The sequence below is a fragment of the Ruegeria sp. O4 genome (genome assembly GCF_056535125.1).
In genome coordinates this window covers 1-12,940 of sequence record NZ_JBQERO010000004.1, presented here as the reverse complement: position 1 = coordinate 12,940, position 12,940 = coordinate 1, and the positions used below count along the sequence as shown (strand labels likewise).

General features: G+C 57.1%; 16 protein-coding genes. 8 read left to right on the top strand and 8 right to left on the bottom strand.

Annotation, left to right across the window (positions count from 1 at the left end):
* Nucleotides 1-41: 41 nt before the first annotated feature.
* A complete protein-coding gene (gene regB, locus ACR0J7_RS07270; protein WP_480496378.1) occupies nucleotides 42-1,439 on the bottom strand; it encodes a sensor histidine kinase RegB in 1,398 nt (465 codons plus the stop codon).
* Between the two features lie 90 nt (nucleotides 1,440-1,529).
* Between regB and ACR0J7_RS07265 the strand changes: the two genes are divergently transcribed.
* Nucleotides 1,530-2,156, top strand: a complete 627-nt coding sequence (locus ACR0J7_RS07265; protein WP_267366429.1) for an SCO family protein — start codon at nucleotides 1,530-1,532, stop codon at nucleotides 2,154-2,156.
* Nucleotides 2,157-2,237: 81 nt separating this feature from the next.
* Complete coding sequence (locus tag ACR0J7_RS07260; RefSeq protein WP_050604676.1) at nucleotides 2,238-2,792, top strand: ActR/PrrA/RegA family redox response regulator transcription factor; 555 nt, start codon at nucleotides 2,238-2,240, stop codon at nucleotides 2,790-2,792.
* A 38-nt stretch (nucleotides 2,793-2,830) separates the two neighbouring features.
* Here the strand turns inward: ACR0J7_RS07260 and ACR0J7_RS07255 are convergent, their stop codons facing one another.
* Nucleotides 2,831-3,553, bottom strand: coding sequence for an SGNH/GDSL hydrolase family protein (locus tag ACR0J7_RS07255; protein WP_480546093.1), 723 nt, complete (start codon nucleotides 3,551-3,553; stop codon nucleotides 2,831-2,833).
* Between the two features lie 36 nt (nucleotides 3,554-3,589).
* Nucleotides 3,590-4,183: an HD domain-containing protein gene (locus ACR0J7_RS07250; protein WP_480482603.1), complete on the bottom strand. Its 594-nt coding sequence runs from the start codon at nucleotides 4,181-4,183 to the stop codon at nucleotides 3,590-3,592.
* 206 nt (nucleotides 4,184-4,389) lie between these two features.
* Here ACR0J7_RS07250 and ACR0J7_RS07245 point away from each other — a divergent pair, with 206 nt between their 5' ends.
* From ACR0J7_RS07245 to ACR0J7_RS07230, 4 genes are all read left to right on the top strand, one after another.
* Nucleotides 4,390-4,704, top strand: a complete 315-nt coding sequence (locus ACR0J7_RS07245) for a hypothetical protein (protein WP_480482605.1) — start codon at nucleotides 4,390-4,392, stop codon at nucleotides 4,702-4,704.
* 102 nt (nucleotides 4,705-4,806) lie between these two features.
* Nucleotides 4,807-6,195 carry an adenosylhomocysteinase gene (ahcY, locus tag ACR0J7_RS07240; RefSeq protein ID WP_480773112.1) on the top strand — a complete coding sequence of 463 codons (1,389 nt, stop codon included), beginning with the start codon at nucleotides 4,807-4,809 and terminating at the stop codon, nucleotides 6,193-6,195.
* 13 nt (nucleotides 6,196-6,208) lie between these two features.
* Nucleotides 6,209-6,958, top strand: a complete 750-nt coding sequence (locus ACR0J7_RS07235; RefSeq protein WP_480913686.1) for an extensin-like domain-containing protein — start codon at nucleotides 6,209-6,211, stop codon at nucleotides 6,956-6,958.
* A gap of 137 nt (nucleotides 6,959-7,095) precedes the next feature.
* Nucleotides 7,096-7,437 carry a DUF2853 family protein gene (locus ACR0J7_RS07230; RefSeq protein ID WP_480482609.1) on the top strand — a complete coding sequence of 114 codons (342 nt, stop codon included), beginning with the start codon at nucleotides 7,096-7,098 and terminating at the stop codon, nucleotides 7,435-7,437.
* A gap of 219 nt (nucleotides 7,438-7,656) precedes the next feature.
* Here ACR0J7_RS07230 and ACR0J7_RS07225 read toward each other — a convergent pair whose 3' ends face one another.
* The 5 genes from ACR0J7_RS07225 to tsaD form a co-directional block, all read right to left on the bottom strand.
* The gene (locus tag ACR0J7_RS07225) at nucleotides 7,657-8,940 is read right to left on the bottom strand and encodes a hypothetical protein (protein WP_480898737.1); all 1,284 of its coding nucleotides are present in this window, start codon (nucleotides 8,938-8,940) and stop codon (nucleotides 7,657-7,659) included.
* Between the two features lie 160 nt (nucleotides 8,941-9,100).
* Nucleotides 9,101-9,523 carry an EVE domain-containing protein gene (locus ACR0J7_RS07220; RefSeq protein WP_480773012.1) on the bottom strand — a complete coding sequence of 141 codons (423 nt, stop codon included), beginning with the start codon at nucleotides 9,521-9,523 and terminating at the stop codon, nucleotides 9,101-9,103.
* Nucleotides 9,523-9,792 carry a YciI family protein gene (locus ACR0J7_RS07215; protein ID WP_480773011.1) on the bottom strand — a complete coding sequence of 90 codons (270 nt, stop codon included), beginning with the start codon at nucleotides 9,790-9,792 and terminating at the stop codon, nucleotides 9,523-9,525. Before ACR0J7_RS07215 ends, ACR0J7_RS07220 begins: the two co-directional genes overlap by 1 nt.
* A gap of 1 nt (nucleotide 9,793) precedes the next feature.
* The gene (locus ACR0J7_RS07210; protein WP_480773010.1) at nucleotides 9,794-10,756 is read right to left on the bottom strand and encodes an NAD(P)H-dependent glycerol-3-phosphate dehydrogenase; all 963 of its coding nucleotides are present in this window, start codon (nucleotides 10,754-10,756) and stop codon (nucleotides 9,794-9,796) included.
* On the bottom strand, nucleotides 10,753-11,850 hold the full coding sequence (tsaD, locus tag ACR0J7_RS07205) for a tRNA (adenosine(37)-N6)-threonylcarbamoyltransferase complex transferase subunit TsaD (protein ID WP_480913840.1): 1,098 nt from the start codon (nucleotides 11,848-11,850) through the stop codon (nucleotides 10,753-10,755). The genes ACR0J7_RS07210 and tsaD overlap by 4 nt, the downstream gene beginning before the upstream one ends.
* Nucleotides 11,851-11,948: 98 nt before the next feature.
* On the opposite strand from tsaD, the gene ACR0J7_RS07200 reads away from it, so the two are divergent.
* Nucleotides 11,949-12,662, top strand: coding sequence for a uroporphyrinogen-III synthase (locus ACR0J7_RS07200; RefSeq protein ID WP_480773009.1), 714 nt, complete (start codon nucleotides 11,949-11,951; stop codon nucleotides 12,660-12,662).
* A gap of 54 nt (nucleotides 12,663-12,716) precedes the next feature.
* A partial coding sequence (locus ACR0J7_RS07195) for a hypothetical protein (protein WP_480913684.1) occupies nucleotides 12,717-12,940 on the top strand: 224 nt, incomplete at its 3' end.

Genomic DNA, 12,940 nt, shown 5'->3' with positions numbered 1-12,940 from the left:
CCCGGCTGACTATGGGCAGGATAGGTTAACGGCTCCTTAACTCACACCTGAATGCGTTTGTTGGAACCGGATGGAACCGGCGTGTCACCCTTTTGCGCGTCAATCAGGTTGCGCGGCCACGAGACTTTGACGATCGCGCCTGTCCGGTCCTTGTGATCAGTCAGATGCTGATACGGATCCGTGCCATTTGCGAATTTCAGCTCGGCACCGCTGCGTTCCAGCAACGTTTTTGCGATGAACAGTCCCAGTCCCATGCCTTCGTATTCCGGCCGGGTTCGCAGGTCGGCTTCGGCCCGTCTGCGGCGCATGAAGGGATCACCTATGCGTCCAATCATGTGCGACGGGTAGCCGCGCCCGTCATCCATGATGCTGACGGTGATCCTGCTGTCTGTCCATTCGGCTTCGACCCAGACATTGGCGCGGGCGAAATCCACGGCATTCTGGATCAGGTTGCGGAGCCCGTGAATGATCTCGGGCTTTCGCAGGATCGAGGGTTGCAGCACGTCTCCGCCCTGCGTCGGGCCTTCGGAAAAATGAACGACCTTGCCCCGGTCAACATGCGGTTCGGCGGCTTCGTTCACCACCGTCGAAAGCGGAGCCTGCCGCAAATGCAGGTCATCTTTTCCGGCACGACCCATATCGCGCAAAATGTCGCGGCACCGATCAGCCTGCTCGCGGATCAAGGCGGCGTCTTCCTTGAGGTCGGGGCGGTCGTCCAGCTCTTCGATCAGTTCCGCACTTGTCAGTTTGATCGTGGCCAAGGGGGTGCCCAACTCGTGCGCGGCAGCGGCGACCACGCCACCCAGATCGGTCAATTTTTGCTCGCGGGCCAGCGCCATATGGGTGGCAGCCAGCGCTTCGGACATGGATTGAACCTCGGAACTGACGCGGTGAGAATAAGCACCGATAAAGACGATGGCGATAATAATAGCCGCCCAGTTGCCAAACAGCAGGATTTCCGGAATGTCCAGAAACACTCCGATGTTGGTCCGCAGCGGCAGGTGGAATTCCGCCAGCAGAGTGGTCAGAACAATCGCAACAGCCCCGACAATCAAGGTCGACCGTGTGCTCATCACATTGGCGGAAATCGTGACCGGCCCCAAAAGCAGAAGGGCAAAGGGGTTGTTCAGACCGCCCGTCAGATACAACAAGATCGACAGTTGCAGCAGATCGAACAGAACCATCAGGAAGTTTTCGAACTCGGACATCCGCTTGTTCTGTGGAAACAACAGAATGGCAGTCAGGTTACCCATGACCGAGATCCCGATGGCCAGATAGCACAGGCCCAGTTCCAGCTGCACGTGATAGTATTGCTGGGCCACGGTGATGGCGGTGATCTGACCAAAAATGGCAACCCATCGCAACAGGATCAGGGTGCGCAGGCGGATCCAGCTGCTGCGTTCCTGGCCGCGCCAAAAAGTCTGATTGGAATCTGCCATCGGTCGCTTATGTCCTGTTGCAAAGGCTGGTCATCTTGATAGGTGTCCCGGCCGGAACGATCAACAACCCCTTGCGACCGGAAAACCGAAATGACCCGCCTATACGCAATTCTTGCAACTCTCGTTCTGGCTATTGGCCTAGGTGCGATGTGGCTTTTGACGCGTGGGGGCGGATCCGGCGACCAGTTTGCACAGTGCCGATCCGGGCAGATCGCCGGGGGGACCGCTGCTATCGGCGGGCCGTTTGAACTGGTGAATGGCAAAGGTGAGACGGTGACCGACAAAGACGTGATCACCGAACCCACACTTGTCTATTTCGGATACACATTCTGCCCCGATGTCTGCCCGTTTGACATGTCCCGCAATGTTGAGGCCGTGGATATCCTGAACCAGCGCGGACAGTCGGCCACTGCGCTGTTCATCTCGATCGATCCCGAACGGGACACGCCCGAGGTTGTGGATGATTATGCCTTTAACTTAGGCGGCAAAACGATTGCCTTGACCGGTTCACCCGAACAGGTCAGGGCGGCGAGCAAGGCTTACAAGACCTATTACAAGGCACAGGATAAAAGCGACGAATTCTACCTTGTTGACCATTCCACCTTCACATATCTGGTGACGCCCGAACATGGTTTCCTTGAATTCTTCAAGCGCGATGACACGGCCGAACAGATGGCGGACAGGGTCGGGTGCTTTCTGGACCAGGCAGCGCATTAACAAGGTTGTTTGACCTTTGTTTCTGCGCTGCTATTACTCATGTTTAAGCCAAAGGCATGAAATAGCGGAAAGACCTAACATATGGCAGACAGTTCTCAGCTTGATATCGGCCCTGACAAATCCTTGCTTTTGGTGGATGATGACGAGCCGTTCCTGAGACGTTTGGCCAAGGCCATGGAAAAGCGTGGGTTCGAGGTTGAAACCGCAGGATCCGTCGCCGCAGGCCGCGCAATTTCCACCGCCCGCCCACCGGCTTACGCGGTTGTTGACCTGCGACTGGAGGATGGCAACGGTCTGGATGTGGTTGAGGTTTTGCGCGAAAAGCGCCCTGACAGCCGGGTCGTGGTTCTGACCGGGTACGGGGCGATTGCGACTGCGGTTGCTGCCGTAAAAATCGGCGCAACCGATTATCTGTCGAAACCCGCCGACGCCACCGACATCACCAATGCGCTGCTGGCCAAGGGTGACGAATTGCCCCCGCCGCCGGAAAACCCGATGAGCGCGGACCGCGTGCGTTGGGAGCACATCCAGCGGGTTTATGAGCTGTGCGACCGGAATGTCAGTGAGACCGCACGGCGGCTGAACATGCACCGCCGGACCTTGCAGCGGATACTAGCGAAACGCAGCCCGCGTTGAGACTATAACCTAATCACCGCAAAAAACCCCACTCAGCGTCACTGAAGGGAACACTTTATTTCAGCGCAAAGCTGCTGTGTCAGGTGACGATAACCGATTGGATTGGGGTGTAGGCCGTCCGATGTCCACTTGTCGATGTTATCACTATACCCGGGAGGGGAGTTGAGAAACGTGCAGTTTCCCATCTCCAAGCAAGCTTGTTGTGCTGCAATGTTGTAGGTGGTTCGAAACGTTTCGTTTTCGATAGTCCAAGTTTCGCTTGCGACAGGCAGAACGGCACGCCAGATCAATCTGTCTACGGAGGTGAACACATCCGCTAACTGCTTAACATATTTCGGAATCTCCTCCAGAGGTGTGTCGTTCAGGGCGTCATTAACCCCAACACCCAAGTACCAGACCGGAACATGAGTGATGAGCTCCGGGTGTACCCTTGCTATTAAGCCTTGGGTTGTGTCCCGACTGATTCCCAGATTCAATGCGTTTGAAACGATGTTGCTGGTTAGCCATCCCTCGATGATGGAATCACCAATAAATGCGATTTGAATATTCGGTGACGCTAGAGCTTGGGAAATCGGTCGTTTGTGCAGCCACACCATTGTCTGATAGTGTTTAGTTTCTGTGACGGGAGTATGCGCTCCGGTAAGCTTGCGTACTGTCTTCGCCAGATACCCAGTTCTGATCAACACGGCTGCTAGCGCCAGGATCAGCACCAAATTTGTTGCAAGCAAGATCCGGTTCCCAATCGGCCGTTTCGCGCTCATTTCACCATTTCCTTTAGCTGTTCAGGTTGCAAGTCGCTAAAGTAGCGCGAGAAGCACTGTGTGCCGATCTGTGTAGGCTTTCCTTACTTCGACCGGTGGTCTCAACGTAATCTCCAATCCCTCCATCACCGCTTTATCCGGGCGACCAAAGAATTTCGTCGCCTCAGCCTCGGAAAAGCCCGCGATCTGGGTGGCCTCCATCCAGGCGCTGATCTTGTCGGCTTTCTTGATCTGCCGCTTCACCGTTTTCGGCACCGCGGCTGGCAGGCCGAAGCGGATGTGAATTGCTGCCGCCAGACGGTCATCCAAGGCGCCGTAACCGGGGCCCACAGCGGATTTGACCGGCGAAATCATGTCGCCGATCACGTATTCCGGCGCATCATGTAACAGGGCTGCCAACCGCCACTTGACGGGTGTCTTGGGGGCAATTCTGCCGAAGAGTTCCTCAACCAACAGGGAGTGTTCGGCCACGGAATAGGCGAAATCGCCGCGTGTCTGCCCGTTCCAGCGCGCCACAAAAGCAAGCCCATGGGCGATATCTTCTATCTCGATATCCACCGGGGTCGGGTCCAGCAGGTCCAGCCGACGCCCCGATAACATGCGCTGCCATGCCCTGGGTTGTGTTGCCATTTTGCTATGCCTCGCCTGACCGGACGCGATTGCGCCATATTTTTGTGTTATGATGTACCTGTCTGGATCACTTGCTGCCAACAGTTTCTTGAGCATTTGTGCTTTGAAACGGCGCGCCATGATCCCGACATCAAAACCGAGGGGGGCACATGCTTCTCCCGGTGTGCTCCTCTCGACCGTGAAACGCGAAACGATAGGAGTTTGTCATGTTCAAGCGTTTATTCGCCATTGCCTTGACCTTTGGAATGGCCGCGACCGCCCCACCAGCTTTTGCCCGAAGTTGCGCAGATCGCGACGATATTGTCACCAGATTGCAGGAAAACTACGCCGAAGAATTGGCCTTTGGCGGTTTGCAAAAGACGCGCGACGCGCAATCTGTGATGGAGGTCTGGGCCTCGAAGGAAACGGGCAGTTATACCGTTTTGGTAACCAATGCGAACGGAATCAGTTGTATTGTTGCCGTTGGCACAGATTTTTTTGAAGCGATACCAAAGATAAAAATCGAAGGCACGCCAAGCTGAAAGCGGCCAGCAGGCTTCCGGTAACAGTCTTCAAAGTTGCCACCTGCCCCAAGGAGTGCTAGGGGCAGCCGGGACTGTGATTTACCGAAAATGGAGCGCCTGATGGCCGTGGACTATATCGTTAAAGACATTTCGCTGGCCGGGTTCGGCCGCAAGGAATTGGACATTGCCGAAACCGAGATGCCGGGGCTGATGTCCCTGCGTGCGGAATATGGTGACAGCAAGCCTCTGACAGGTGCGCGTATCGTTGGGTCGCTGCACATGACCATCCAGACCGGCGTTCTGATTGAAACGCTGGTTGCGCTGGGTGCGGATGTGCGCTGGGCGTCGTGCAACATCTTCTCGACTCAGGACCATGCCGCCGCCGCGATTGCCGAGGCGGGCATTCCCGTCTTCGCCATCAAGGGTCAGACGCTGGAAGAGCATTGGGATTATCTGGATAAATCCTTCCTGTTTGAAGACGGTCCGAACATGATCCTCGACGATGGTGGCGACGCGACCCTTTACATCCTGCTGGGCGCGCGTGCTGAGGCAGGCGAAGACGTCATCCCTGTTCCGGGTTCGGAAGAGGAAGAGGTGATCAAGAAGCAGATCGCCAAGCGTATGGCGGCCAGCCCCGGTTGGTTCACCAAGATGCGCGACCAGATTCAGGGTGTGTCCGAGGAAACCACCACCGGCGTGAACCGTCTGTATCAGCTGGTGAAAGACGGCCACCTGCCGTTCCCGGCGATCAACGTGAATGACTCGGTCACAAAGTCGAAATTCGACAATAAATACGGATGCAAGGAATCGCTTGTTGACGGTATTCGCCGCGCCACCGACACCATGATGGCCGGTAAGGTTGCCGTGGTTTGCGGCTATGGCGACGTGGGCAAGGGCTCGGCCGCCAGCTTGCGCGGTGCAGGTGCGCGCGTGAAGGTGACCGAAGTTGACCCGATTTGCGCGCTGCAGGCTGCGATGGATGGGTTCGAAGTGACCTTGCTGGAAGACGAAGTTGCCAGCGCGGATATCTTCATCACCACCACCGGCAACAAGGACGTGATCCGCATCGAGCATATGCGCGAGATGAAGGACATGGCCATCGTTGGCAATATCGGTCACTTCGACAACGAGATTCAGGTGGCTAGCCTGAAGAACCACAAGTGGACCAACATCAAGGAGCAGGTGGACATGATCGAGATGCCTTCGGGCAACCGTCTGATCCTGCTGTCTGAAGGCCGTCTGCTGAACCTTGGCAATGCCACAGGTCACCCGTCTTTCGTGATGTCGGCTTCGTTCACCAACCAGGTTCTGGCACAGATCGAACTGTTCACCAAAGGTGACCAGTACGAGAACAAGGTCTACATCCTGCCCAAGCATCTGGACGAAAAAGTGGCCCGCCTGCATCTGGATCGCATCGGCGTGAAGCTGACGAAGATGGATGCGGATCAGGCGGCGTACATCGGTGTCAAACCGGAAGGTCCATACAAGCCGGAACACTACCGCTACTGATTGTCGTCTGACGATGACGCAGAACAACGGTCGCCGCCGGTTTCTTTACTCGGCGGCGTTCTTTGTTTTCAGGGTTCTGGTTGTGGTGATCGTGCTGGGCGGCGGCGGCTGGGTGCTGTTGGCGCATCCAATGACACCGGTGCCATCGCACTGGAACCCGTTGCGCGACCTGAAAGTCAGCGCGCCGGTCACGCCGGTCACCAGGTATCAACTGAACCGCGCCGTGGCGGACGAAACCCAGTGTCGGGCTACGTTGGCCGAAGCGGGGGTTCATTTCGAGGCGATGGAGGATCTGGTCATTGACCAGAACTGTGGCATTGCCGCACGCGGCCTTCTGACCCGACTGGCCACCTCGCATATCGAAGCCGTTGAAACCAGTTGCGCCACGACATTGCGGCTGGCGATGTGGGAACACCATGTCGTGCAGCCGGTCGCGCACGAACTGCTTGGAACCGGTATTGCCCGATTGCGCCATGTCGGAAGTTACAATTGCAGGCGCATGCGCACCCTGAAGGGTGAAAACAACGGATGGAGCAGCCATGCCCGTGCGGACTCGATCGATATCATCGGTGTAGAGACGAGCGATGGCCGCGTGCTGACCCTGTTAAAGGACTGGCACGGCTCTGGCGCCGAACCCGCGTTCCTGCGACAGATCTGGCGGGGCGCGTGCGACTGGTTTCGTGTGGTTCTGGGCCCGGACTTCAATCGCTTGCACGCGGATCATTTCCACCTGCAAGGTTCTGGCTGGGGGTACTGCAGATAGGTCTTGCATTCTGTGCCTTCCAGCCCCCGTTAAGGGGGAGGAAACGCAGTTTTTTATCCTTTTTGGCAGACCTGTGACACGTCTAATCTCGGCTATCGGTGATTGGTGCCGGATTAACGGATTAAGGAGATTAGGACATGGGCAAGCGCGACGAGCTGATCGCCAAATACGCTGAAGATCTGAAAAACAAATGTGGGATGAACCCCGATATGGACCTGCTGACCAAGGTCACAATCGGTTGCGGCCCGGCGATTTATGACGCAGATGCGGCAACTGTTGCAGCCAGCCAGGAGTCCGAGTTGGAAACCGTCAAAAACAACTTCCTGATCAAGAAACTGGGCTTGTCCGATGGTCCCGAGCTGATGGCAGCGATCAACAAAGCCATGGAAACCTATGGCATGTCCGAGCGCAACAAATACCGCGCCGTGGTCTATTACATGCTGACCAGGCATTTCGGAAAAGAAGCCGTTTACGGCTGATCTTTCCGCGCATTCCTGAAACGCCTGTCGCCTTCCCGGCGGGCGTTTTGTATTTGAGTTGTTTTTTAAGGACTTGGCGTTTGAAATGCTGGGCGCGGGTGGGCTAAGGTCAAACCGTGACCAGGACGGTCAGAACCAGGCATTTCCATACGCGTGTGGTGAGTAGGGAGCACGCGGGGGTAGGGAAGGTTCTGCATCGTCAGGGCCTTCCCTCATTACTTATCTGAACTCTTTTAGGATACGCGCGATAAGGTTTTCTGCGCTGTCAGGCTGAACGGTTGAATTGTCGTCCGCATTTCCGCCGCTGCCTTCCAGATAAACCTCGATCCGCCCCGGGCGCGTCTTGCTGCCCGAGCTTGTGAAGTCCCGTGCGATACCCCCAAGTGCATCGGCGGCCATCGCGGCGTTTTCGGCGTCATCGGGATGGTAAAACCGGACCTGAGTTTCTCTGACCCGGTATCCCACCCGAGCTGTTGCCACCACCGTTGCCTGACCTCGGGCAAGCAGTTCCAATGCCCGGTTGCTGGTCTCTTGCGAAACTCTCGACGGTACAAAAAGCGAGACCTCCAGACCAATGGCTGGCGCCAAAAGAAGCGGTTTCACCTCGGTGTAGGGTCGATTGGCGGGTGTGTCGATCTCTTGCGGAATGGGATCATGGGCTATCTGTGATGTCTGCGATAATCCGCCCTTGTTCAGCGGATTGAGATTGCGAAATCGTGGATCAAACCGGGCTGGAATCGCGGCTTGAATGTCTGAAGCAGTTGCGACGGCCAACATGGGTTCCATCTGGGCAGGAATGAAAATCTTGGGCGGCGTTAAGGAAACTTCCGGCTTCTCCGTTGCCGCTTCAGGATTCGGGCCGGTTGCAAACTCGCTTTCCGGCATGACAGTGTTTTCCGGTTCCTGGGCGGGCGTTGCATCGGATTGATCCAAAATTACCGGATCGACGGACTCGCTATTTGGCTTGTCCAAGGGTTCGCTGACGTCGGCGGGGATTGAGAAAGGCTCAGGCTCGGAGGCCCCTGAAACCAAAAGATCCTCTGGCGAAGGGGCGTCTTTCGGGTCCGGCAGGCTGGTGGTTGCAGCCTCAGGCGGTTCTTCGGGGACCAGAAAGGTTTCAGAAAGCGCATTCAGAACAGCCTGATCTTCTGCGTCTGCGGATGGCCAGTCATCAAAAAGATTTGCAACGACCCATTGCAAGGCGGCCCCACACAAAAGGGCAAGCAGTACTAACGCGACCCAAGTTTTCCGTTTTTTTCTGACGCGCGGTTTGTCCAGATATAGCGAACGGACCCGCTCGGAAACGATCTGCTCAGTATCTGTATCATCCGGAGGGGGAGGATTGTCTGTCTGGACAGATGTCGAAACAGGTTCTTCCTGCGCCTTCGCAAGCACCGACGCGCGCTTCTCCCGCGCCTCTTTCAGGCGCGCTTCCCAGGTTTTCGTGCTTTTCGCAGCAACGGTGTTATCGAGTGTCCCGTTGCCGTTTTCAGTGTCAGACACGGGGTTCAAACTTTCAAAACATATCGAATTTATCCGAACAACACCAAGCGGTTACGGCCAGAGCAATCATAACCTTCAGATCCCTACCCGGTGTAGCCCTTGGAAACATAACACCTTGCCGGACGTTTGAGAAGTTTTGCACCTGATACAGAACGGCAGGTCAATCCGGCTGCGTTTCACCCAAGGCGCAGACCACTTTCCATTGATCGTCTGTTACCGGCTGAACCGACAAACGAGAGTTTTTCACCAGCACCATGTCGGAAAGCCGTTCGTCGGCCTTGATCTGGTCCAGTGTCACGGGCTTGGAAAATGGTCGGATGGCCTTGATATCCACGCATTCCCAGCGCTCATCATCGGTGGAACTGTCGGGATGTGCCTCGGCGCATACCTCGACAATACCCACAACCGATTTGTCCTTTTGAGAGTGGTAGAAGAACCCCCAATCCCCAATGGCCATCTGACGCATGAAATTGCGCGCCTGATAGTTGCGCACACCGTCCCATTCCTCGCCCGTGTCCCCCTTGGCCATTTGCTGGTCCCAGCTCCAGGTCGAAGGTTCGGACTTGAAAAGCCAATACGCCATCAGCCGATCACCTTTTTCCAGGGAATCAGCTCAACCGACTGGAACAATCCTGCCTTTGCATAGGGGTCATTATCTGCCCAGTTTTGCGCAGCAGCCAGATCTTCGACGTCGAGCACAACCAGCGAACCGATCATGGCGTCGCCATCCAGCAGCGGCCCTGCCTGCGATACAACACCCGTTTCTTCGATATAGGCCAGATGGGCCGCGCGATTGTCCAGCCGGGTTTGCAGTGCCCCGGCTTTGTCACGGGCGATGAGTGCGATCTGCATGTTATTCCTCCTTGAGTGGGCGATTGAGCAGATTTTGGATGGCCTCGGTTACACTGTAGGCACCATGGCTGAGATCCGCCACAGTTGTACTGATGGGCATGTCCAGCCTTTCCCTGACGGCAATCTCTGACATGGCGCGCGCAGTGGCGACGCCTTCGACGGTAGTATGTTGGTCAAATGGTTGGTTCAGACCCAAACTAAGGCCAAAACGGTAGTTTCGGGACAGTTCTGAGGAGCAGGTCAACACCAGATCCCCAAGCCCGGACAAGCCCATCAGGGTGTCAGGACGCGCGCCACGCAGGGTGGCAAAGCGCTGCATTTCCGCAAAACCGCGAGTCATCAACGCGGCCCGGGCGCTGTCCCCCAACCCCGCGCCGATTGCTGCGCCGCAACCGATGGCCATGATGTTCTTCAGCGCCCCGCCAAGTTCAGCACCTATGGTGTCAGTGGTCCGATAGAGGCGCAGATTCGCAGTGGCCAGTTTGGTCTGCAATGCTTTGCCAAGATTCGTATCACCGCAAGCCAGCGTTAACGCAGTGGGCAAACCGCGCGCTATGTCATCAGCAAAACTGGGTCCTGTCAGCAAAGCGATCGGGGCGTCGGGGACAACATCCCTGATGACCGCAACGGGCCCGAGGCCAGAATCCAACTCTATCCCCTTACAGCAAGCGACCAATGTCTTGCCGCGCAGCACCGGGGCGTGATCCTGCAAGGCGCTGCGCAATTGCTGCATAGGAACAGCCAAAAGCAGAATGTCAGCCTTCGACGCCTCAGCGATATTTGCGGTTACGGCGATGTTCGTGGGTAAGGAAACCCCAGGCAGCCGGGTGGAGTTTTCGCGCGTCTCGTGCATCTGCCGCGCCTGATCGGCGTTTCTGGACCACAGCGTTACCGGCCCGTTGCCTGATAGCGAGATCGCCAAAGCGGTACCAAACGCGCCGGATCCCAGGACAGATATGTTCATGCCTTGGCCCCTTTCTTACCGCTGCCCAGCATGGCCGGGCTGCGTTGATCCAGCGGCCAGCGGGGGCGGGCAATCAGGTCCAGACCGTCGCGCGCGCCGGTGCGAAAGCGTTCAAGACCCGCATAGGCAATCATCGCGGCATTGTCCGTGCACAAAGCCAGCGGAGGTGCCGTAAACCGGGCACCTTTCTGGGCACAAACAGACTCTAACGCTGTCTGAATGGCCGAATTCGCCGCCACCCCACCTGCGACCGCGACAACGGGATCAACAGGGTTGTGATCAAGGTACAGATCAATCGCGCGGCGGGTTTTCTCGGCTAATGTGTCCACAATGGCCTGCTGGAACCCTGCGCACAGATCAGCACGGTCCTGACGGGTCAGCCCACCCTTATCGGCCACGATCTGGTCGCGCATCCGCATCAACGCTGTTTTCAGCCCCGAAAAAGACAGGTCACAGCCGGGCCGGTCGAGCAGTGGCCTGGGAAAGCGGAACCGCTGGGGATTACCATCACGGGACTCAGCCTCGACAGACGGGCCGCCGGGTTGCGGCAGGCCCAGCAGGCGAGCGGTCTTGTCAAAGGCTTCCCCTGGCGCATCGTCGATGGTGCCGCCCAGGCGGGTAAACTGCTCGGGGGTATGGGCGATCAGGTATTGGCAATGGCCGCCCGACACCAGAAGCATGAGGTAAGGGAAGGCGATGCCGTCCGTCAGGCGGGGTGTCAGGGCGTGACCGGCAAGATGATTGACGCCAATCAGCGGCAGGCCCGTGGCGGCGCTCAGCCCTTTGGCACACATGACACCGGACATGACCCCTCCGATCAGACCGGGCCCGGCGGTGACGGCAATGGCGTCCAGGTCGCGAAGTGACAGACCAGCGGCCTCCAGCGCCTGCACGACGCAGACATCCAGCTTTTCGGCATGCGCACGGGCCGCAATCTCGGGCACGACACCGCCAAAGGCGCTGTGCAGATCGGTTTGACCGTGCACCACAGAAGACAGGATTTCGGCTTTGGCACCTTCGGTCTGGCGCACGACCGCTGCGGCTGTGTCGTCACAGCTGCTTTCCAAACCCAATACGGTAAGTGTTTGCACCATCACCCTGATCCGTTGCATCATGTATATACGGCGGGGTATCACCCTGCGCGGATGCAAACAATCCTGAAGGGTCAAGGCGCCACACGTTGTTTTTGTTGATGACCCGCCCTCGCTCCGCCTCGGAAAGGTTTGTCGAGCAGCTGCCAACCGGCGTCAGATCCCGGGTTCAGGTCCTCTATTCGCCGATCATGGAAATCCGGCCTCTGCCAGTTGCGGTGGATACCAAAGGTGTAAAGGGACTGATCTTTACATCGGCCAATGCGGTGAATGCGGCGGTCTCGAAAGGTGTTGACCGCACTCTGCCGGCCTATTGCGTGGGACCCGCAACAACCGGTACCGCGAAAGGGTATGGGTGGCAGGCCAAGATGGTTGGAACCACGGCAGAAGAATTGGTCGGGCATCTGCTCAAGCATCGGCCCAAAAGCCCCCTTTTGCACCTGCGGGGTGAGCATACACGGGGCAATGTCGCTGGCAGCCTGACCGAATCTGGTCTGACCGTTCGGGAACAGCCGGTCTATCAGCAGCGATTGTTGCCGCTAACACCCGAGGCAACCGAGGCCGCCAGAGGAGATCAGCCTATTATTGCTCCGCTTTTCTCGCCGCGTACGGCGCGACATTTTGCCGATATCTGGGCCGGATCAGCCCCCCTTTGGCTGGTTGCGATCAGCCAGGCTACGGCTGATCCCCTTTATTCCTTGGGCTATGAGCACCTGAAGATCGCAAAACATCCGACACCGAAGAAAATGCGTAAAGCTGTTAAAAAGCTTGCGAAACATGTGTTGCGGGTTGAGGGAGGCGAGGTCCCCGATTAACTTAACCTGGGCTGTTATTCATCTGAATTTGGATTCGATAAGGGGAATATTGCGGTGGCTGGTAAGAAGAAATCCGATCAAAAGCCGGTGGAACCCCTCCTAGCGGATGATGCAGTTGAAACTGATCTGCGGCAGGACGATACGCCTGTTGACCCGACTGAACCTGTAGAAGAAGACCTGTCCGAAGCCGAAGCCGAAGCCGAAGCCGAAGCCGAAGCCGAAGCCGAAGCCGAAGCCGAAGCCGAAGCCGAAGCCGAAGCCGAAGCCGAAGCCGAAGC